Source organism: Bradyrhizobium sp. BR 1433, assembly GCF_051547665.1.
In the GTDB taxonomy this organism is placed as follows: domain Bacteria; phylum Pseudomonadota; class Alphaproteobacteria; order Rhizobiales; family Xanthobacteraceae; genus Bradyrhizobium; species Bradyrhizobium australafricanum.
Map to the genome: position 1 here is coordinate 4,443,467 of NZ_JBPUGG010000001.1, position 19,337 is coordinate 4,462,803.

18 protein-coding genes and 1 tRNA gene are annotated in these 19,337 nt (G+C 60.7%); 12 read left to right on the forward strand and 7 right to left on the reverse strand.

Annotated elements, in window-relative coordinates; genetic code table 11:
* Positions 1-849 precede the first annotated feature (849 nt).
* Complete coding sequence (locus tag ACSKB9_RS21630; RefSeq protein ID WP_438075589.1) at positions 850-1,815, forward strand: PGN_0703 family putative restriction endonuclease; 966 nt, start codon at positions 850-852, stop codon at positions 1,813-1,815.
* A gap of 1,096 nt (positions 1,816-2,911) precedes the next feature.
* Here ACSKB9_RS21630 and ACSKB9_RS21635 read toward each other — a convergent pair.
* The 7 genes from ACSKB9_RS21635 to ACSKB9_RS21665 form a co-directional block, all read right to left on the reverse strand.
* Complete coding sequence (locus ACSKB9_RS21635; RefSeq protein WP_438075591.1) at positions 2,912-3,382, reverse strand: hypothetical protein; 471 nt, start codon at positions 3,380-3,382, stop codon at positions 2,912-2,914.
* Between the two features lie 48 nt (positions 3,383-3,430).
* Positions 3,431-5,887, reverse strand: a complete 2,457-nt coding sequence (locus ACSKB9_RS21640) for a toprim domain-containing protein (protein WP_438075593.1) — start codon at positions 5,885-5,887, stop codon at positions 3,431-3,433.
* A gap of 103 nt (positions 5,888-5,990) precedes the next feature.
* Complete coding sequence (locus tag ACSKB9_RS21645) at positions 5,991-6,236, reverse strand: hypothetical protein (protein WP_438075595.1); 246 nt, start codon at positions 6,234-6,236, stop codon at positions 5,991-5,993.
* On the reverse strand, positions 6,233-6,490 hold the full coding sequence (locus ACSKB9_RS21650; protein WP_438075597.1) for a hypothetical protein: 258 nt from the start codon (positions 6,488-6,490) through the stop codon (positions 6,233-6,235). The genes ACSKB9_RS21645 and ACSKB9_RS21650 overlap by 4 nt, the downstream gene beginning before the upstream one ends.
* Before the next feature lie 73 nt (positions 6,491-6,563).
* Positions 6,564-7,193 carry a hypothetical protein gene (locus ACSKB9_RS21655; protein ID WP_438075599.1) on the reverse strand — a complete coding sequence of 210 codons (630 nt, stop codon included), beginning with the start codon at positions 7,191-7,193 and terminating at the stop codon, positions 6,564-6,566.
* Between the two features lie 148 nt (positions 7,194-7,341).
* Positions 7,342-7,418: transfer RNA gene (locus tag ACSKB9_RS21660), tRNA-Arg, on the reverse strand.
* Positions 7,419-7,569: 151 nt separating this feature from the next.
* Positions 7,570-9,048, reverse strand: coding sequence for a sensor histidine kinase (locus ACSKB9_RS21665; protein ID WP_438075601.1), 1,479 nt, complete (start codon positions 9,046-9,048; stop codon positions 7,570-7,572).
* 363 nt (positions 9,049-9,411) lie between these two features.
* Between ACSKB9_RS21665 and rpmH the strand changes: the two genes are divergently transcribed.
* The 11 genes from rpmH (at position 9,412) to dapE (ending at position 19,251) form a co-directional block, all read left to right on the forward strand.
* A complete protein-coding gene (rpmH, locus tag ACSKB9_RS21670; RefSeq protein ID WP_008542748.1) occupies positions 9,412-9,546 on the forward strand; it encodes a 50S ribosomal protein L34 in 135 nt (44 codons plus the stop codon).
* A gap of 32 nt (positions 9,547-9,578) precedes the next feature.
* Positions 9,579-9,974, forward strand: a complete 396-nt coding sequence (gene rnpA, locus ACSKB9_RS21675) for a ribonuclease P protein component (RefSeq protein WP_438075607.1) — start codon at positions 9,579-9,581, stop codon at positions 9,972-9,974.
* Between the two features lie 3 nt (positions 9,975-9,977).
* Positions 9,978-11,846 carry a membrane protein insertase YidC gene (gene yidC / locus ACSKB9_RS21680; RefSeq protein WP_438075609.1) on the forward strand — a complete coding sequence of 623 codons (1,869 nt, stop codon included), beginning with the start codon at positions 9,978-9,980 and terminating at the stop codon, positions 11,844-11,846.
* A gap of 199 nt (positions 11,847-12,045) precedes the next feature.
* Positions 12,046-12,699, forward strand: a complete 654-nt coding sequence (yihA, locus tag ACSKB9_RS21685) for a ribosome biogenesis GTP-binding protein YihA/YsxC (protein ID WP_438075611.1) — start codon at positions 12,046-12,048, stop codon at positions 12,697-12,699.
* Complete coding sequence (locus ACSKB9_RS21690) at positions 12,696-13,064, forward strand: DUF423 domain-containing protein (protein ID WP_438075613.1); 369 nt, start codon at positions 12,696-12,698, stop codon at positions 13,062-13,064. The genes yihA and ACSKB9_RS21690 overlap by 4 nt, the downstream gene beginning before the upstream one ends.
* Before the next feature lie 224 nt (positions 13,065-13,288).
* Positions 13,289-14,182 (forward strand): acetylglutamate kinase, encoded by an 894-nt coding sequence (gene argB, locus ACSKB9_RS21695; RefSeq protein ID WP_016848093.1) that lies wholly within the window; start codon positions 13,289-13,291, stop codon positions 14,180-14,182.
* 59 nt (positions 14,183-14,241) lie between these two features.
* Positions 14,242-15,228: a DUF1036 domain-containing protein gene (locus ACSKB9_RS21700; protein WP_438080331.1), complete on the forward strand. Its 987-nt coding sequence runs from the start codon at positions 14,242-14,244 to the stop codon at positions 15,226-15,228.
* A 190-nt stretch (positions 15,229-15,418) separates the two neighbouring features.
* Positions 15,419-16,114: a pyrimidine 5'-nucleotidase gene (locus tag ACSKB9_RS21705; protein ID WP_438075615.1), complete on the forward strand. Its 696-nt coding sequence runs from the start codon at positions 15,419-15,421 to the stop codon at positions 16,112-16,114.
* A 254-nt stretch (positions 16,115-16,368) separates the two neighbouring features.
* Entirely contained in the window at positions 16,369-17,214 is an 846-nt protein-coding gene (dapD, locus tag ACSKB9_RS21710) for a 2,3,4,5-tetrahydropyridine-2,6-dicarboxylate N-succinyltransferase (protein ID WP_438075617.1), read from the forward strand.
* Between the two features lie 241 nt (positions 17,215-17,455).
* On the forward strand, positions 17,456-18,067 hold the full coding sequence (locus tag ACSKB9_RS21715; RefSeq protein WP_438075619.1) for a DUF805 domain-containing protein: 612 nt from the start codon (positions 17,456-17,458) through the stop codon (positions 18,065-18,067).
* Between the two features lie 17 nt (positions 18,068-18,084).
* The gene (gene dapE, locus ACSKB9_RS21720; RefSeq protein ID WP_438075621.1) at positions 18,085-19,251 is read left to right on the forward strand and encodes a succinyl-diaminopimelate desuccinylase; all 1,167 of its coding nucleotides are present in this window, start codon (positions 18,085-18,087) and stop codon (positions 19,249-19,251) included.
* Positions 19,252-19,337 lie beyond the last annotated feature (86 nt).

Consider the following 19,337-nt stretch of genomic DNA (forward strand, 5'->3'; position numbering starts at 1 on the left):
CGTATTGACATGATTTACGATGAACAGTTCTTACCACCTTCGTTCAACTCACGTCAGTGAAGTGATGACTGCGCCTTAGTGAGTCCGCGTCCTAGCTAGTTCGGCCACACAACTCCGAACTAAAGTCCAAGCTACTCCATGATGAGGTCTGGAATGGACTACTATGAGACTGTTATGACCCACTACCTTAGAGCAGATCGGGCAATATTCCTTAACACGGAGTGCTGCATACAACTCAACGAAGGGGACAATCCTGATACTAGCGGGCCGCACTGGTACTGCGATGCAGTCGCCGTAGACTTCAGAAGCAAGACTATCTTCTTGTGCGAAATTTCCTATAGCAAGGGACTTCCAACCCTGACAAAGCGGCTGAAGGGATGGCACGAGGATTGAGACAAGGTTCGTCACGCACTGATGCGCGATAGTTTTCTCGATCAGACATGGCCTATTCGCCCATGGGTTTTCGTACCCGAGAAGTTCGTGCCTTTACTTTCACAGCGCCTTGAGGAAATAGGAGCGGGGCAACCTCTGAAGTTTATACCGCGCATAACACCACTGGAAATGATCCAGCCCTGGCACTATCGCTCTTGGAATCGAGTTGGCGAGTTGTCGAAGCCACTCACCGTACCGGAGACGATGCGCGTTTGAACATCAGCTAGCCACGGCGCCGAAGCTGGTTGGGCGATGGTCTCCTTTTCGCTGAGAAACGAGCGCGAATTTAATTTTGGACTTCCACACAGGTGATCAAGTCTAGCTAGAAGCGGCGCGATCTATATATCGACCGCGGCTAAAGCGACGCACGCTGCTAACGTGATACCTTGATATTGTCGATCGCGAGGAAGCCCAGCCATGACCGTCACGTACGTCGATTACATCAAAACACTTCGACGTGGATTTCATGAGTACCGACGCATTCATTTCGGAGATAAGCTCGAGCTCTTTGAAGACCATGGCGAAGGGGGTCCCGTCGTATGGACCGTTCCATCTCGTGACGATAACGTAGTGACGCCCACATGTGCGCCTTCGCTTCGCGAAACTGTCATCGAGAAAATACCTCGCTCCAAGCGGCACAGGCATTTTGGAAGCATGCAAAGCTCACAGGCTCTGGTTCAATCGGCGTTTGGTGTGATCGATGTGTTCGATCGGCTCGGGGTACTCGCGCATATTAGGGATGAAGAAGGCGGAGATGCTTTTGGGCCTAGTCCTGCCACAGCTAGCCTGACCTTAGAGAAGCAGATCACAACACTCGGAGAAGGCCCGAAGCGAGCCACGTCTATTGATGTCTGGCTCGAAGGACGAACCTATCGGGTTGCGGTTGAATGCAAGTTAGCGGAAGCAAGCTTCGGAACCTGTTCCCGCCCCCGATTGGAAGACGGCGATCCAAAATACTGCAATGGCAACTTCGAATACCAAGGCGAGCGATTGGCAGAGCGATGTTCATTGACAGAGGCTGGGGTGCGCTATTGGGACTTCGCTGTATCAGCATTTGGCTGGTCTCCAGTGATCGATCATAGTCCCTGTCCCATGCGGTCGCCTTATCAGCTAATTAGAAATGTACTGGCTGCTTGTGTATCACCGGAAGGCAACTTTGAAAGCGATCGCGGCCACGCCTTGGTTATCTACGACGCGCGCAACCCAAGTACGTTCAGGGATGGCGCGTGTGGAATGCAATGGGCAGAGGCGCGATCCGCACTACGGTTGCCGCATCTGCTAAGACGGCTTTCCTGGCAGTCGTTCCTTCGTCAACTACCTGATGATGACATCTGTAACTGGCTGGCGCAGGCGCTGCGCGACAAGTACGGACTTGTTGCTTAAGCTGAAAAGTGATCGATCTAAATTAGCGCGCGCCTCACGGGGGAATGAGCAGTCTTGTCGGGTTCTCGTTGGCCCATCTATGTGCAGAGGAGATAAAGGCCTGGCAGATCATTTTCCTCGACTTCGCAAAGGTCTGTGACGACAAGATCTAACTGGCTCGTCGTGCAGACCGAAAAGGAGCTTCACGACGTCAGCGTACGATCCATTGCGACATCATCTGATGTGTTTTCATCCCCTAAAAAGGCGCGGACGCCTGTTGCGGGTGGACAATTGCTGGAGCTGTTGAGTACCCGGTATTCAGTACGAGCCCGTCAATTGCAGCCAAGTTCAGAATACTGCGATGTTGGAAGCACACTTCATACTTGCCGCGTTGTGAATTGCGCCCCGTTGGCGAACTTCGTTGAATCCATCGCTCGCCTCCACACTTTATGGCCAAGGACATTGCAGCACTGTGTCAGGGACATTGCTGCGTAGTGAGCCGCGGGACCCCTTCTCGAGCTTTCGCTGATGGTCGCTTAGATCGATTTTGAGCGGTTTTGAGCGGAGGGAACGAGAGCGGACGCGTATAACATTGGAGAACGCGAAAAAGCTCCGTAGCACGCCCTGCTTCGATTATAGCGATTTTGCAATCCTGGATGCGAATTGAAACACAAGCGCACATCTAAGATCGTCGTTAAGACGCTTTCTGATATATCCTGCAGAGCACGTCCCTAAAATGAGTACTGCGAATTCGCAGTACTCATTTGGAGGGGAAAACGATGAACGCGCACGCACCAACCGAATCCGTTGGCAGAACCGACGTTAGTCCAAATCGTATCGCAAGGACGGGCGTCGCAGGACCAAGGTACGAGAATTGTTCGAAAGCCAAGGTACCGACGCTGCCTGGGTACTTGGACTGCGGTTGGGTTTGAAGACGAGCACGCTACACAACTGGTTCGCTCGCTGGAGACAAAAACGCTGAACAACGTGCGCATCACGAGCGTGCGCACTCCTCGATTTCGCAAGATCGAATGGTCTCAAAGTACCAAAAGAGTGTCCCCGCTCGAGCGGGTACTCCCTTGGAGGATCGGCTCATTTCACACCATAAAAGGCAAGCTTAACGGCTCGCGACCAACCGCAGATGTTTCTTTTGTCGAATACGTCGCGCCTGGAATTGGCCGCCCATAAAGCTATCGAAGTCAGCAGCACTAACGCCTCCTGCTCTTACAAAGGTGTTCCAAACACCGGTAAACTCAGATGAGGCTTGCAGCCACTTACGGAGGATCGTTTCGCTATTCGTGAGCGCTTGACGATGTCGGTCCATCGATTTGAGCAGGGCAATGATCGCTTCGACCTGAATGAAATTTGGCTCACCATCATCGATTTCGTGATCGAAGTTCGCTTGATTTGGTGTTTTATGGCCCCTTCGGTATTCTTGTGGCCGCGCTTGGAAATGAATAGGAGGTTTGATGCAGTGCTGCTCATTGCGCTGCTTCCGCCGGCGTTCCACAGCCTCCATACGCTTCAAATGCAGTCGGCGCTTTTCTGTTCGTGAAACACTCGGCGGCTCGTCCTCATCAGCTCCCATGCCCGCTCTCGGTTCTAAGAAGAAGCTCCGTATATACCGTCACGACCGTCACGACCGCCCCTTTCCCTGTTTTTTCATATAGTTAGATCCAGCCAATTGCGTATCAGTGTCGTGTCGGTCCTTGTGAGCGCGCGCAAACGCCGATTGAGTTGCGGGCCGATCATCACGTGCACCATCACGGCTTATGCCCTTGTGATCTCCGCGCAAATGACGGTCGTGACAGTTGTGACGATCTTTTCCGGACCTATGCATGTCGTCTAGGTTCGGCTTGATCGTTACAAGCCGGCCCCTGTTAGTGCGGCGACCAGAGCGGATCGTAATCCCGATCAGGCGCAATGCGCCCCTCGCTTTCTCTAGGCGACTTGTCAGTGCTCTGGGATTTTGCGGCCAGTCCTTTCCCTTGGCCTGCTCCTCTCCGACGAACTTGGTCAAACATTCAAGGAGCTTCGCCTGCGTACCACTCCATTCCGATTTATTTTGGCTCACGAATCCGCGCAGCGCCGTTGCCACTAGATCATCGTCAATAGCACTCTGGGTCGCCTTCTTGCGGTTGATATCATAGGCCTTACGGAATGTGCCCGGCTCCCACAATGCGGGCTCGCAGGCAGTGATCCAATGCGCAAAGTCGGCCATGCGCGGCCAATCCTCTTCTGGGACAGAAGGGAAGCTCTTAAGACCTTGGGCAACCACATCGAGCAGAGCACCGAGAATGCGGGGTCGCTTGGCTTCGAACTTTTCCTTAAATTCTTTCTCGCGCTGCCGCTCGCTCGCGGGGATGAACGGCAACTCAAGCAAGATCATCCGGTTGGCAAGATCGTGCTTGGTGACGAAGTTTTCGACAGCGTTGATTATGACGGGCCGCTTCGCCACGAATAGCTGCTCATCCTCGTCGGTATAAAGCGCCCTGGCTGCAAACCCACCTCCGGTCGCGATCGTGCAAAGCGAGTTCGACAACCATTCGGGGATGGCACTGACGTTATCGTAGGAAAGTACCCAGGCGTTATTGGCTGCGATAAATAGGTCACGGTCTTCTTTTGGGAAGCGGCGCCGCGTGGCGCGCTGCGGATCAACTAGCCCGCGGAGCACTTCCGTCATTGTACTCTTGGCTGCGCCTGGTTCGCCCCACACTTTCAGTATGGGGAACGGCCCGTCGCGGTACGCTGCAAGTAGCCATGCTACGACCAATACAAAATCCTTGTCCGAGATAGTCGGTTCCTCGCCCTCGGATCTGACGTTGACGAACGACCGCAACTCCTCGACCGATCCTCCCCGCTGCGGCTCAGGCAACGACTGCATGCCCCGCGCTCGACGGAAACGCACGGGCGGATCGCTGACGACGCGCCAGCCTATTTGCGTGACCTCTATCGCGCGCCACTCGTCATCGCATAGATCGATATAGACCCCACCCTGATGGCTTCCGACGCGAACGAAAACCTCCCTGACCGGCACATCAGCATCGAACAGAGCCTTTGCTTCAATCATTTCTATGGCCTGCCGCACAGCCTCGCTGCTCGCTGTTTGGCCAGTGTTGAGCCAGTACTGATGCATCAGCCAGCGCTTAAAGTTCGTCGACTTGATGCGGTGGGTTTCCCGATGCCCTTTAACGATAAAGTCGGCATAGCCCGCATGGTCGTCGGCACGAAATAGAGCCATTGACGGGAGATTCATTAAAGTGAGGGCTTGCGTATCCTTCGCTTTGTCGCCGGATTTCTTCTCTTCGTCCTCTGGTTCGCGTGCATCATCGATCTGCCGTTTGACTTCATCAAGGCCCGCTATTTGTGCCAGATCGTTGAAGTCTTTGTGGCCCCCGTTCCGATCTTTCCCGAACTCGGGAGTAGCCACGAGCCCGTCCACCGCGCGCGCGGCTTCATTTGCCATCGCGACGCCATTACCTCCATCATCATCAGCGAGGACGATGACTTTATGATTTGGGTACTTTTGTCGAACCCATCTTGTGACCGATAGCAAGTTGCTCTTGCCGAACGTTACTATCGTTGAATGCCGGGTCGCATCACGCGCTGATCGTCCTGTTGCCCAGCCTTCCGCTATGCAAATCGTCTTGCTTTCCACCTTCTCTGGAGCCGCAATCCAATAATGGGTATCCTTATGCTGACCGCCCTTGATGCTGTGCTTTTTTCCATCTCCGTGAATGATTTGTAGATTTACCAGCTTGCCTTTTCCGTCGCGCATTGGAATCAGCAGCGGCTTCGCACCACCACCCCAACTCTCCTCCCTCAAAGCGCCGGGCCGAACGCCTTTGCCGTTGCAGTATGGATGGCTTTCCGACGCCAGTTCAGCATCTTTCCAACGACGCTTCGCTTCTGCTGCGGCTCGCCTTCGCGCGGCATGCCTCCGATCTTCAATTTCATCGGGCAGCGGCAGTTCACGCCCGGTCGTAGACTTAGATTTTGGTGACCAAAGACCCCGGACCTTCAAGGCGCCGAGAACAGCGTCTTGCGAGCAGCCGGCTCGGCATTTGAAGAGCACCGTCCCACCTTTGGTCAAGACATCCAACGAGGGGTTGTGATCATCATGTGCAGGGCAAAGGCATTTACCCGTCCGGGCGTTACCGCCAAGTCCGTGAACTATGCGCAAGTATTCTGAGCTCTCACAAGCGCCGTTTTTGTCTATCCTGCGCACGGAAATTTCTCCCCTTTGATGTCCGGTCCATTCTGAAACCAGCGGGGCGCGCCTGCTCTTCGGACAGGCACCTCGCGATGTTTTGCAGGATCGTTGCCATCGCTTGTGAAAATTCATCGTCGCGATGCAACTCGGCAAGTTCAGGGTCAGTGAAAATTCCTGCCCTAGCCATCTTCGACAGAATTTCGAATGCGCGATCACGTTTACTGTTCATCGCCCAACCCTCGAGCGTTGACTGCGAGAGCCCTTTTTAAGAGCGTTGACGTTATTGCCGCCGGAGAATTCGTGCGTTGAAAACGCATTATCGATCTCCGATCTGCGAGCAACGATCGTTCGCGCGCCGAGCTTGGTCGCAGGAATTAGATCTCTCTCGATCAAGTAATAGGTCTGGCGTACAGTTCGCTTGATGTGAGTAGCGATAGCTTGCACGCCCCAAAGCAAGTCGTCCGGCAAGGCGGGTTTCGTCATTGGTGGGCTCCAGCGTCACCATGCGAAATTATTCGGGGAATAAAAGGGATGTCGTTGGGTGTTAAGTCGCGACTTAGATTGACTTGATCTTTTTGACCTTCTTAATTTTCTCTGATCCCCAAATTTCGGGGAGCCGGCCCGATCGCAACATGCGCATCAACACTTCAATTGCGTTGGTTGTAAGTTTGAGCCCGTGCTGTTGACGAGCGAAGGCTACGGTATCAGCGATGGCCTTATCATGGGCGCCATTGGCTCCCGTCGCGTCAGTGCCCTGATCTTCAGCTTGCCGCCGAAGTTTCTCGCGCTTGGCCAAGCTTTCGGTATGTTCCGCCTCCGCAATTAGCTTGCGGCTTGCGTTCAAGCGGTCTTCTTTGCGTTTGCATGCAAACTCCGCGATCTCCACGAGGCCTGCCTGCTTGTACAGTCTCGCGAGAACACTTTCGTTCGGACGTCTTCTACCTTTCCCCTTGAGCATCCCCGCCTTCGCGTACGTATTGATTTGCGCATGGAGAGCTGGCGGCAGGGCGGCTAGCTTCTTCTTCCGGCCCTTACGGTTCCGATATGCGTTTACGGCTGCGGTGACGTCGGAAAGAAACATCACTTCACGGTCGTTCAGCGGCTCCTCCGCGGCGGCGGCGAGCATGTCCTCGATCGAATTGTCGTAAAGAACCGCTTTGTCGTAGTCCGAGAACCCGCCACTCATGTTGCACCCGTGTCGCAGGGAGACGGCGTTACATAGCGTAAGTTGTTGATATCACACGGTATCGTGTCGCATCAATTGCGACACGGCCTAATGGACTGAAGCTCCCTAATTAGGCCCAGTAAGGCATTGAAATGGATGGGGAATATAATGGCGCGCCCGGAACAATTCGAACGTCCGACCCTCAAATTCGTAGTCTGATGCTCTATCCAGCTGAGCTACGGGCGCATTTTCGCGGGTGGGCTTGAGCCCGCATGGTCCCGGGAGCCCCGGAACGTCGCGAAAGAGCGCTCTAGCTACAGGCTCCGGGTCCGGTTGGCAAGGTCTGGAAGTGCCAATTTCGGCGCGGCTTTAGCCGCCCCGGAATACCGGAACGGCCTCAGGCCCTCGCCCGCTCGCTGCGGACCGACAGCAGTTCCACCGGACGATCCGGGATCGAAATCCGGAAGGTGGCGCCGATGGTGCCCTCGACCAGATGGATGTGGCCGCCGTGAGCCCGGATCAGCTCGGCGGCAATCGCAAGGCCAAGCCCGCTGCCGCCGGGGCGGCCGGAGGTCTGGAATGCCTCGAACAGATGCTCGCGCGCCTTGGCCGGGACGCCCGGACCGGTGTCGGAGACCTCGATGATCGCAACCGTCCCCTCGCGGCGGCCGGTGATGCGAATCTGCTGCGCGCCGCCGTCGCCTGCGGGCCGGGTTTCCAACGCCTGCGCCGCGTTGCGCACCAGATTGAGCAGCACGCGGAAAAGCTGGTCCGGATCGGCGTCGATGGTCAGGCCGCGCTCGATCGCGCTGATCCAGGTGATCGAGACATCGGTCGCAAGCCCCGCCGACTCCCGCACCTCGGCAACCGCGGGCTCCACCATGATCACGCGGCGATCAGGCGCCGCCTCCTGCGCGCGGCCATAAGAAAGCGTCGACTGGCAGAAGGCGATGGCGCGCTCCAGCGAGCGCAACAGTTTCGGCGCAAAACGCTGCACCCGCGGGTCGGGCACGCTGGCGAGCTGGTCCGACAGCAATTGCGAGGACGCCAGCAGATTGCGCAGATCATGGTTGATCTTGGAGACGGCGAGCCCAAGCGCGGCAAGCCGGCTCTTCTGATGCAGCATCGAGACGAGGTCGCGCTGCATGTCGGACAGCTCGCGCTCGGCAACGCCGATCTCATCGCCGCGCTGGCTCGGCACGATGATTCGCGCCGAACTCTCCGGATTCTCATGGAAGCCGACCAGGCTCGCGGTCAGCCGCCGCATCGGGCGCACGAACAAATAATGCAGCGCCAGATAGACCAGACCGGCGGTCAGGCCGGCGATCAACAATGCAACGACCAAAACGTTGCGCGAGAAGCGGTACATCGCCTGCCGCAGCGGCTTCTCGTCGATCACGACCTCGATGAATTGCGCCTGGCCCGGCGCGGGTCCGACCACGCGGATGGTCTGGTCACCGTGCTCCAGCATGATCTCGAAGGCATCGACGATCGCCGACCATACCGTCATGGTCCGCATGTCGACGTCATGGTCGATCGCCGCCGGCAAATCGGCGCTGGCGAGCAGCCGGCGCTGCTGTCCCAATTTGATGGCGACGGCACGGGCGCCGATGCTGGTCAGGATCTGCCGCGCCAGCGAATCCGGCACCAGGCCGGACGGGGCGGCATCGAGCACCAGCGCCGCGGTATTGGCGGCGGCCAGGCGGTCATTGAGCCGGTTCATCCGGAAGTTGGCGATGGCCGGGACGTAGATCAGGAGCCCGGCGATCATCACCAGGGGAATCGTCAGCAGCAAAAGCTTGCCCGACAGCCCGAGCCGGGGGGACGGCTTGGGCCGCTGCTTCTGCGCGGTCGCCTGATCGTCAGTTAGAGCCACAAGATAAGGCCTTGTTTGGCTTAGGGGTCGGAAGATGGGGCCCGGCCCAAGCCGGTCAAATTACGGATCGCTAATGTGGGCGGTTCCCCGAACGCCCCAAAGCGTCTCCATACCGTCAAATACCCCGCGAAATCAGATATATTCGCCCCAATTGCGACGTTTCGAAGAAGCCTTTTTGCGACGGCCTGTGACATTGACGAAAACAGGGCGCTCCCTTATAAGCCGCGCCAACTGTCCGCGATGGCCCGGTTCTTGACCCGGGGGCGGCTCTTTGGGGCCGTCAACGGCTCGTTTGGGCCCGCCAGCATCACCGGACTCCATCTCAATACAACGGCAAATTGCCCGGTCAGCGGAGAATTACCCGTGAAGCGGACTTATCAACCCAGCAAACTGGTGCGCAAGCGCCGTCACGGCTTCCGCGCCCGTCTCGCCACGGCCGGCGGCCGCAAGGTCCTCGCTGCGCGCCGCGCGCGTGGCCGCAAGCGCCTGAGCGCCTGAGCCCGGACGTCTCCTCTCCGGAGATACCCATTATGGATCGGCTGAGGCAGCGGGCGGATTTCCTCGCCGTTGCCAATGGCGCACGGGCGAATACCACAGCTTTTGTGCTGCAGGGCCGCCGCCGCGACGATCAGGGCCCGATCCGCGTCGGCTATACCGTCACCAAGAAGAACGGCACCGCGACCGAGCGCAACCGCATCCGCCGCCGGCTTCGCGAAGTGATGAGACAGGTCGACGCCGTATTCATGCGGCCGCACCATGATTATGTGCTAGTGGGCCGTCGTGACGCGCTGACCCGCGACTTTGCGACCATGCTTGACGACCTGCGGTCGGCGCTGCGCCGCCTCGACCGGCCTGCGCCCAAGACGGGTACCAACAAGGCGGGTAACAAGAGCGCGCCCAATCCGAATGGAATGACGAGACCCTAAGAGATGTCCGACAACCGCAACACGATCCTTGCCGTCATTCTGTCCGGCCTCGTCCTGATCGCCTGGCAATATTTCTACAATGTGCCGCAGATGGAGAAGCAGCGCGAGGCGCAGCGCCAGGCGGAGTTGCAGAAGCCGGCGCCGCAGGCGACTCCGGGTGCTGCTCCCGGCACTGCTCCGGGTACCTCGGCGACTCCCTCTCCGGCTCCCGGCGCGCCTGCTGCCGACGCTCCGGTCGCGAGCCGCGAGACGGTGCTTGCCTCCGGCCCGCGCATCAAGATCGAGACCCCGCGCGTCACCGGCAGCATCGCGCTGAAGGGCGCCCGGATCGACGACCTCTCGCTGGTCCAGTTCCGCGAGACGGTCGATCCCAAATCGCCGGCCGTCGTGCTGCTGTCGCCGTCGGGCACGGCCGAGCCTTATTATGCCGAGTTCCTGTGGCTGACCGCCAACGGCTCATCGGTGAAGACGCCGAACGCCGAAACCGTCTGGCAGCAGGAGGGATCGAACACCCTGTCGCCGAGCACCCCGGTGATTCTGAAATACGAGAACGGCCAGGGCCTGACCTTCCGCCGCACCATCTCGATCGACGATCGCTACCTCTTCAGCATCAAGGACGAGGTCATCAATCAAGGCAGCGCGCCGGTGACGCTGTATCCGTTCGGTCTGATCTCGCGCGGCGGCAAGCCGCCGGTCTCCGGCTACGCGATTCTGCATGAAGGCCCGATCGGCTATCTCGGCGAACACGGCCTGCAGGAATTCAGCTACAAGAACATCGACGAGGCCAAGACCTCGACCGGCGGAAATTCGCGCGGCATCGTGTTCACGAAGGTCACCGACGGCTGGCTCGGCATCACCGACAAATACTGGGCCACGGCACTGCTGCCGGAGACCACCGCAACGCTCGAAAGCGCCCGCTTCACCACCGGCGACAAGCGCTACCAGACCGACTACATGCTCGGCGCGCAGACCATTCCGATCGGCGGCACCGGCGTTGCCAACGGGCGGCTGTTCGCCGGCGCGAAGGAGGCCGCCACGGTCGGCCTCAACTTCCCGCTGGTCGGCTTCGGCGGCTACAACAAGCAGCTCGGCCTCAACCATTTCGATCTCCTGATCGACTGGGGCCATTTCTACTTCATCACCAAGCCGATGTTCCTGGCGCTCGACTGGTTCTATCGCCTGGTCGGCAATTTCGGCATCGCGATCCTCCTGGTGACCGTGATCGTGAAGCTGTTGTTCTTCCCGCTCGCCAACAAGTCCTACGCCTCGATGGCGAAGATGAAGTCGGTGCAGCCGCAGCTGCAGGCGCTGAAGGAACGCTATCCTGATGACCGCGTGAAGCAGCAGCAGGAGATGATGGAGATCTACAAGAAGGAGAAGATCAACCCGATCGCGGGCTGTCTTCCCGTCGCCTTGCAGATCCCGGTGTTCTTCTCGCTCTACAAGGTGCTGTTCATCACCATCGAAATGCGGCACGCGCCGTTCTTCGGCTGGATCAAGGACCTCTCGGCGCCCGATCCGACCAACCTGTTCACGCTGTTCGGCCTGATTCCGTTCGATCCGATCGCGCTGCTCGGACCGCATTTCGGCGCCTATCTGGTGATGGGCATCTGGCCGATCATCATGGGCATCACGATGTGGGTCCAGATGAAGCTCAATCCGGCGCCGCCGGATCCGACCCAGAAGATGATCTTCGACTGGATGCCGCTGATCTTCACCTTCATGCTGGCCGGCTTCCCGGCGGGTCTCGTGATCTACTGGGCCTGGAACAACCTGCTGTCGGTGCTGCAGCAGAGCTACATCATGCGGCGCAACGGCGTGAAGGTGGAGCTGTTCGACAATCTGAAGTCGACGTTTCAAAAAAAAGCGTGACGACTGAGACAAAGAAGGCGACGTAGCTTCCAGCAACAGCGCTTCGTCACCACGTCATGCCCGGCCTTGTGCCGGGCATCGACATATTGGAGGGCGGCCAGAACCGAGGCTCTGGACGTTGACCTGGATGGCCGGGTCGTCCTACGCCAAGGACCCGCCTTGGGCCTTTGTCTGGCCGCGACGAGATGGAATCCTTCGCATGAGCACCGAACCCGATGCGGCGCTAATTGAGCAAGGCCGGAAACTGTTCGCCGGCGACTGGCGCTTCATCTGGGCCTCGCCCTCGATCGAGACGCTGCCGCCGATGGCCGGCCTCGAGGTCGCGTTTGCCGGCCGCTCCAATGTCGGCAAGTCGAGCCTGATCAACGCGCTGACCGGCCGCAGCAACCTGGCTCGCACCTCGCACACGCCCGGGCGCACCCAGGAGCTGATCTTCTTCGAGGGGCCGGAGAAGGCGGGCTTCCGCCTGGTCGACATGCCCGGCTACGGCTACGCCTCGGCGCCCAAGACCAAGGTGGCGTTGTGGACGGCGCTGATCCACAAATTCCTGCTCGGGCGCGCGACACTGGCGCGGGTCTACGTGCTGATCGACGCGCGCCACGGCATCAAGGACGTCGATCTCGACGTGCTGAAGACGCTGGACAAGTCCGCGGTCAGCTATCAGGTCGTGCTGACCAAGGCCGACCAGGTGAAGGCCGGCGAACTCAAGACCGTCATCGCCGACACGTCAGCAACACTCGCAAAACATCCCGCCGCCTTCCCCGAAATGCTGGTGACCTCGTCGCGCACCGGCGACGGCATGCCGGAGCTGCGTGCCGCCATGGTGCGCCTGATCGAGGAACGGCGCCGATGAGCGGCGCATCCCGCCTCCTGATCGGCCTTGCCGCTGCCATGGGCGCCTGCGGCGTGATGCTGGCGGCGGCCGCAGCCCATTTGCCTGATGCCACGCGGCTGGCGGCGGCATCCTCGATGCTGCTGTTCCATGCACCCGCCGTCGTCGCGGCCATCGCGGTCGCGGATCGCGCGATCATCCATGCGAAGCTCGCAGTCACGGCGGCGGCCGGGTTCGTCATCGCGACGTCATTGTTCGCAGGCGACCTCGTGCTGCGCCAATATGCCGGCCATGGATTGTTTCCGATGGCTGCGCCGACCGGCGGAACGCTCTTGATCCTGAGCTGGCTGGTACTGGCGGTCGCGGCGGTGTGGCCGAAGCGGTGATGACCGCCATACTTCCTTCTCCCCTTGTGGGAGAAGGTGGCGCGGATGCAATCCGCGCCGGATGAGGGGTCTCTATCCGCGGAGACAAACGCCTCACCCGGCTTCAATGCCGTCGCATCGAAGCCACCCTCTCCCACAAGGGGAGAGGGTCAAGACCGCTTTGCGCCCTGCCCGCCAATCAGATAGAACCGCGCCACCCCTCCGCTGACGACGAGACCAGCCCCATGACCGACCAGCACATCAGCCCGCTCGATCAGGCCCGCATCCTGTCCGAGGCGCTGCCGCACATGCAGGAATATGACGAGGAAACCATCGTCATTAAATATGGCGGCCATGCCATGGGCGCCGAGGACACCGCGAAGGCGTTCGCGCGCGACATCGTGCTGCTCGAGCAGACCGCGATCAATCCGGTGGTCGTGCATGGCGGTGGGCCGCAGATCGCGACCATGCTGAAGCGCCTCGGCATCCAGTCGGAATTCGCCGCGGGCCTGCGCATCACCGACGCCGCGACCATCGAGATCGTCGAGATGGTACTGGCGGGCTCGGTCAACAAGCAGATCGTCGGCTACATCAACGAGGCCGGCGGCAAGGCCGTGGGCCTCTCCGGCAAGGACGGCAACATGGTGAAGGCGTCGAAGACGACGCGCACCATGGTCGATCCGGATTCCAACATCGAGAAGGCCATCGATCTCGGCTTCGTCGGCGATCCCGAAAAGGTCGACCTCACGCTGCTCAATCAGCTGATCGGCTATGAGCTGATCCCGGTGCTGGCGCCGCTGGCGACCTCGCAGGACGGCCAGACCCTGAACATCAACGCCGACACCTTCGCCGGCGCGATCGCGGGCGCGCTGAAGGCCAAGCGCCTGCTGCTGCTGACGGACGTGCCGGGCGTACTCGACAAGTCCAAGAAGCTGATTCCGGACCTGTCGATCAAGGAAGCCCGCAAGCTGATCGCCGACGGCACGATTTCCGGCGGCATGATCCCGAAGGTCGAGACCTGCATCTACGCGCTCGAACAGGGCGTGCAGGGCGTCGTGATCATCGACGGCAAGACGCAGCACGCGGTGCTGCTCGAGCTCTTCACCAACCAGGGCACCGGCACGCTGATCCACAAGTAATGGCAGACGCGGGACACACGGCGAGGATTCCTCGCCGGTCGCTGCCGGCGCGGCTCGCGATGTCGCTGCCCGCCGCGCTGGTGTCGTTCCTGTTCTCGTCGGCGCCGGCGCATGCCGACCTCAAGCTCTGCAACCGCATGAGCTATGTGATCGAGGCCGCGATCGGCATCGACGACAAGGCCGCGACCGCGACACGCGGCTGGTTCCGCATCGATCCCGCGACCTGCCGGGTCGTGGTGCAGGGCGCGCTCACCGCCGACCGCGTGCTGCTCAATGCGCGGGCGCTTGGCGTCTATGGCGCTTCGCCGATCCCGCAGAACGGCACCGACACGCTCTGCGTGGCGCAGGACAATTTCGTGATCGCCGCCGCGCGACAATGCCGCTCCGGCCAGATGCCCGCGCAATTCACCCAGATCACGCCGACCAAGACCGACGACGGCCATCTGGTCGCCTATCTCGCCGAAGACAGCGAATATGACGACGATCAGGCGCGCCTCGCCGGCATCCAGCGCCTGCTGGTGATCGCGGGCTACGATGCCGCGCCAATCGATGGCGTCGACGGGCCGAAGACCCAGAGTGCGCTGTCGGCGTTCCTCAGGAGTCGCGGGCTCGCCAGCGACATCGTGCAGTCGCCGAATTTCTTCGCCACCATGATCGATGCCGTGCAGAAGCCGTCGCCATCGGGGCTGACCTGGTGCAACGACACGCCGCACAAGGTGATGGCCGCGGTTGCAACCGACGACGGCAAGGTGGTGACCAGCCGCGGCTGGTATCGCATCGACCCCGGCAAGTGCCTGCATCCGGACGTGTCAGGCACGCCGAAGCAGATCTATTCGTTTGCTGAAGCGGTCGACAACGACAACCGGGCCATCCGCATCAAGGACAAGCCGCTGAACTGGGGCGGCGGGGTCCAGCTCTGCACCCGCGAAAGCAAGTTCGAGATCAACGAACAGGGCGACTGCAGCACCCGCGGCCTCGCCGCACTCGGCTTCACCACCGTCGACATGACCAGCGGCGGCAAGACGCTGCGCTTTGCGATGCCGTGATGAAGATAATGAGGCCGCAAACATCGATGTCGTCCTGGCGAAGGCCAGGACCCATTACCACAAGACTGCGTTTGGCGAAGAACGACGAGCACCGTGCCACATTGATGAATTCCGCGGTATGGGTCCTGGCTTTCGCCAGGACGACGGCGGAGGGCGGAACGACGTTCACGCTGACAAGTGGAGAGCCACAATGAATACTCCCCGCAGCTTCAGCCATGTCGAGACCTGGGTGTTCGACCTCGACAACACGCTGTACCCGCATCACGTCAACCTGTGGCAGCAGGTCGATGCGCGGATCGGCGAGTTCGTCAGCAACTGGCTGAAGATCTCTCCCGAGGAAGCACGGCGGCTGCAGAAGGACTACTACCTGCGCTACGGCACCACGATGCGCGGTATGATGACCGAGCACGGCGTGCAGGCCGACGACTATCTCGCCTATGTGCACAAGATCGACCACTCGCCGCTGCAGCCGAATCCGGCGATGGGAGCCGCGATCGCAAAACTGCCGGGGCGCAAGCTGATCCTGACCAACGGCTCGGTCGACCATGTCGATGCGGTGCTGGGCCGGCTCGGCATCGGCAACCATTTCGACGGCGTGTTCGACATCATCGCCGCCGATCTTGAGCCGAAGCCGGCACCGCAGACCTACCAGAAGTTCCTCAGGCTCCACGACGTCGATCCGGCGAAGGCTGCGATGTTCGAGGACCTCGCGCGCAACCTCGTGGTGCCGCATGAGCTCGGCATGACCACCGTGCTGGTCGTGCCCGACGGCAGCCAGGAGGTGGTGCGCGAGGCCTGGGAACTCGAAGGCCGCGACGCCGCCCATGTCGATCATGTCACTGATGATCTCACCGGCTTCCTGCAGCGGCTGAACGGAAAGCCCTGACCTCTCCCCACGTCGTCCCGGCGAAAGCCGGACCCATAACCACCAATCTCTGTGTGGCTACTCGCCGTGACCCCAGCGTGCCGCAACGCTGGCATTCGTGGTTATGGGTCCCGGCTCGCGCTTCGCTTGGCCGGGACGACGGGAGGAGAGAGTCGGCTTGGTAGGAAGGAGTTTGCCTTGACTCCGCGGCCCCAAATTCCGAAAAAGCCCCGCAAAATCCCGTCATAATCCCCGATACGCCAAGGATTGTCCCGATGTCGCTGTCCGCCCTCGAAACCACCGTCAACACCGCGTTCGACGCCCGCGAAGGCATTTCGACCTCGACCAAGGGCGAGGTCCGCGAGGCGGTCGACCACGCGCTGGAGCTGCTCGACAAGGGCGAGGCCCGTGTCGCCGAGCGCGAGACGAGCGGCAAGTGGAAGGTCAATCAGTGGCTGAAGAAGGCCGTGCTGCTGTCGTTCCGCCTCAACGACATGGATCAGATCGCGGGTGGCCCGGGCAAGGCATCGTGGTGGGACAAGGTGCCGTCGAAGTTCGAGGGCTGGGGCGAGAACCGTTTCCGCGACGCCGGCTTCCGCGCCGTGCCGGGCGCGATCGTGCGCCGCTCGGCCTTCATCGCCCGCAACGTCGTGCTGATGCCCTCCTTCGTCAATCTCGGCGCCTATGTCGATGAAGCCACCATGATCGACACCTGGTCGACGGTCGGCTCCTGCGCCCAGATCGGCAAGCGCGTGCACATCTCCGGCGGCGTCGGCATCGGCGGCGTGCTCGAGCCGCTGCAGGCCGAGCCGGTGATCGTCGAGGACGACTGCTTCATCGGCGCGCGCTCGGAGGTCGCCGAGGGCGTGATCGTGCGCAAGGGCGCGGTGCTGTCGATGGGCGTGTTCCTCGGCGCCTCGACCAAGATCGTCGACCGCGAGACCGGCGAAATCTTCGTCGGCGAGGTCCCGGAATATGCCGTCGTGGTGCCCGGCACCCTGCCGGCCAAGCCGCTGAAGAACGGCCAGCCGGGACCTGCCACCGCCTGCGCCGTGATCGTCAAGCGGGTCGACGAGCGCACCCGCGCCAAGACCAGCATCAACGAGCTGCTGCGGGATTGATCGCTTTTTCGCCGCGAGATCAGTCCATCACCGTCACCCTGAGGAGCCTGCGAAGCAGGCGTCTCGAAGGGTCGACGGCCACCAGCGGGGCCGTGCATCCTTCGAGGCTCGCCCAGCGGCGCAATTGCGCCGCAAGGCTCGCACCTCAGGACGACGGGTCTGGACTGATCGAACCAATTTCGATCCGACGCCGACATATCTCCGGGCTGCGAAGAATTGCCGCAGCCCGGAGCTTATTTTTATGGACTGGGCCAATTACCTGTTCGGCTTCAAGGGCCGCGTCAACCGGGCCAAATTCTGGCTCGCAGGGCTGATCATCGTCTGCTGGATGATGTTCCTGGCTTTGCTGGCGGTCTCGGCCGGCCTCGGCGGCAAGAACGGGTTCAGCTTCAATGTCGACGACATCTTCCGGGCCTTCGACCCCGACAGCTACAAATCGCTGAGCTGGGCCGGATTGCCGGCATTGCTGGTCAAGGCCTGCGGAACGTTCTTGTTCGTTTGGGTCTATGTCGCTGTCTCGATCAAGCGACTGCACGACCGCGACAAGAGCGGCTGGTGGATGGTGCCGTTTTTCGCGATCCCGGGTCTCATGAGCCAGTTCTCGGATCGGCTCCCCGATGAATCCTATTGGGTGATGGCCGCGGGCCTGATCGTCTTCGTGCTCTATGTCTGGGGCTTCATCGAGCTCGCCTTTTTGCGCGGCACCAGCTACCCCAATCGCTATGGCCCCAATCCGCTTGGGAAAACCCATATGCGGCAAGGCCGCGACAGCGGGTCGCGCTCCGCGGGCGGCTGGGATCAGCAGAGCGAACTCGATATCGTGCCGCACAAAGCTGGTCCACCCGCCGTGTGACGTGTTAAGCGAGGCGCATGAGTGATGCCGTCTCGATTACCCGCGATCTCGTTCGCTGCCCCTCCGTCACCCCGGCCGACGCCGGCGCGCTTGGCGTTCTCGAAAACCTGCTGAAAGCCGCAGGCTTCGAAGTCCACCGCGTGACCTTCTCCGAGCCCGGCACCGCCGATATCGACAACCTCTATGCGCGCATCGGCACCTCGGCGCCGCATATCACCTTCGCCGGCCACACCGACGTGGTGCCGCCTGGCGATGAAGCCGCGTGGACGCTCGGCGCGTTCTCCGGCGAGGTGAAGGACGGTTATCTCTATGGCCGCGGCGCCGTCGACATGAAGGGCGGCATCGCCTGCAGCGTCGCCGCTGTGCTGCAATATCTCGGCGACCATGACGGCAAGCCACAAGAGAATGGCAACGGCTCGATCTCCTTCCTGATCACCGGCGATGAGGAAGACGTCTCGATCAACGGCACCGTCAAGCTGTTGAAATGGTGCGCCGAGCGCGGCGAGACATTCGATCATTGCGTGCTCGGCGAGCCCTCGAATGTCGAAGTGCTGGGCGACATGATCAAGATCGGCCGGCGCGGCTCGCAGTCCGGCACGCTGGTGGTCGACGGCGTGCAGGGCCATGTCGCCTATCCGCACCGCGCCTCCAACCCGGTGCCTGATATCTCGCGGCTGATCGTGGCGCTGAGCGACGAGCCGCTCGATCACGGCAGCGCGCAGTTCCAGGCCAGCAACCTCGAATTCACCACGGTCGATGTCGGCAACACCGCCAGCAACGTGATCCCCGGCCAGGCGCGCGCGAAGTTCAACATCCGCTACAACGACAACCACACCCAGGAGAGCCTGCGCCAGCTGGTCGACGAACGGCTGGCGAAAGCCTGCGGCAACCGGATCCGCGCCCACATCGATTGGCAACCGTCGAACTCGAACGTGTTCGTCACCCAGCCCGGCCCGTTCACCGACCTCGCGGTCGCCGCGATCGAGGAGATCACCGGCCGCAGGCCGGAGCTATCGACCTCCGGCGGCACCTCGGACGCGCGCTTCATCTCGAGCTATTGCCCGGTGATCGAGTTCGGCCTGGTCGGTCAGACCATGCACCAGGTCGACGAGCGCACGCCGGTGGCTGATCTGGAGAAGCTGACGCGGATCTATCGGGGCGTGTTGGAGCGGTATTTCGGGTAGGCCAGCCGCGCGGCTGGACAAAAACATCGAAAACAACCCCATGCACAGTAGGGATTGGGGCCACTAGTATCCACTCGCACCAGATA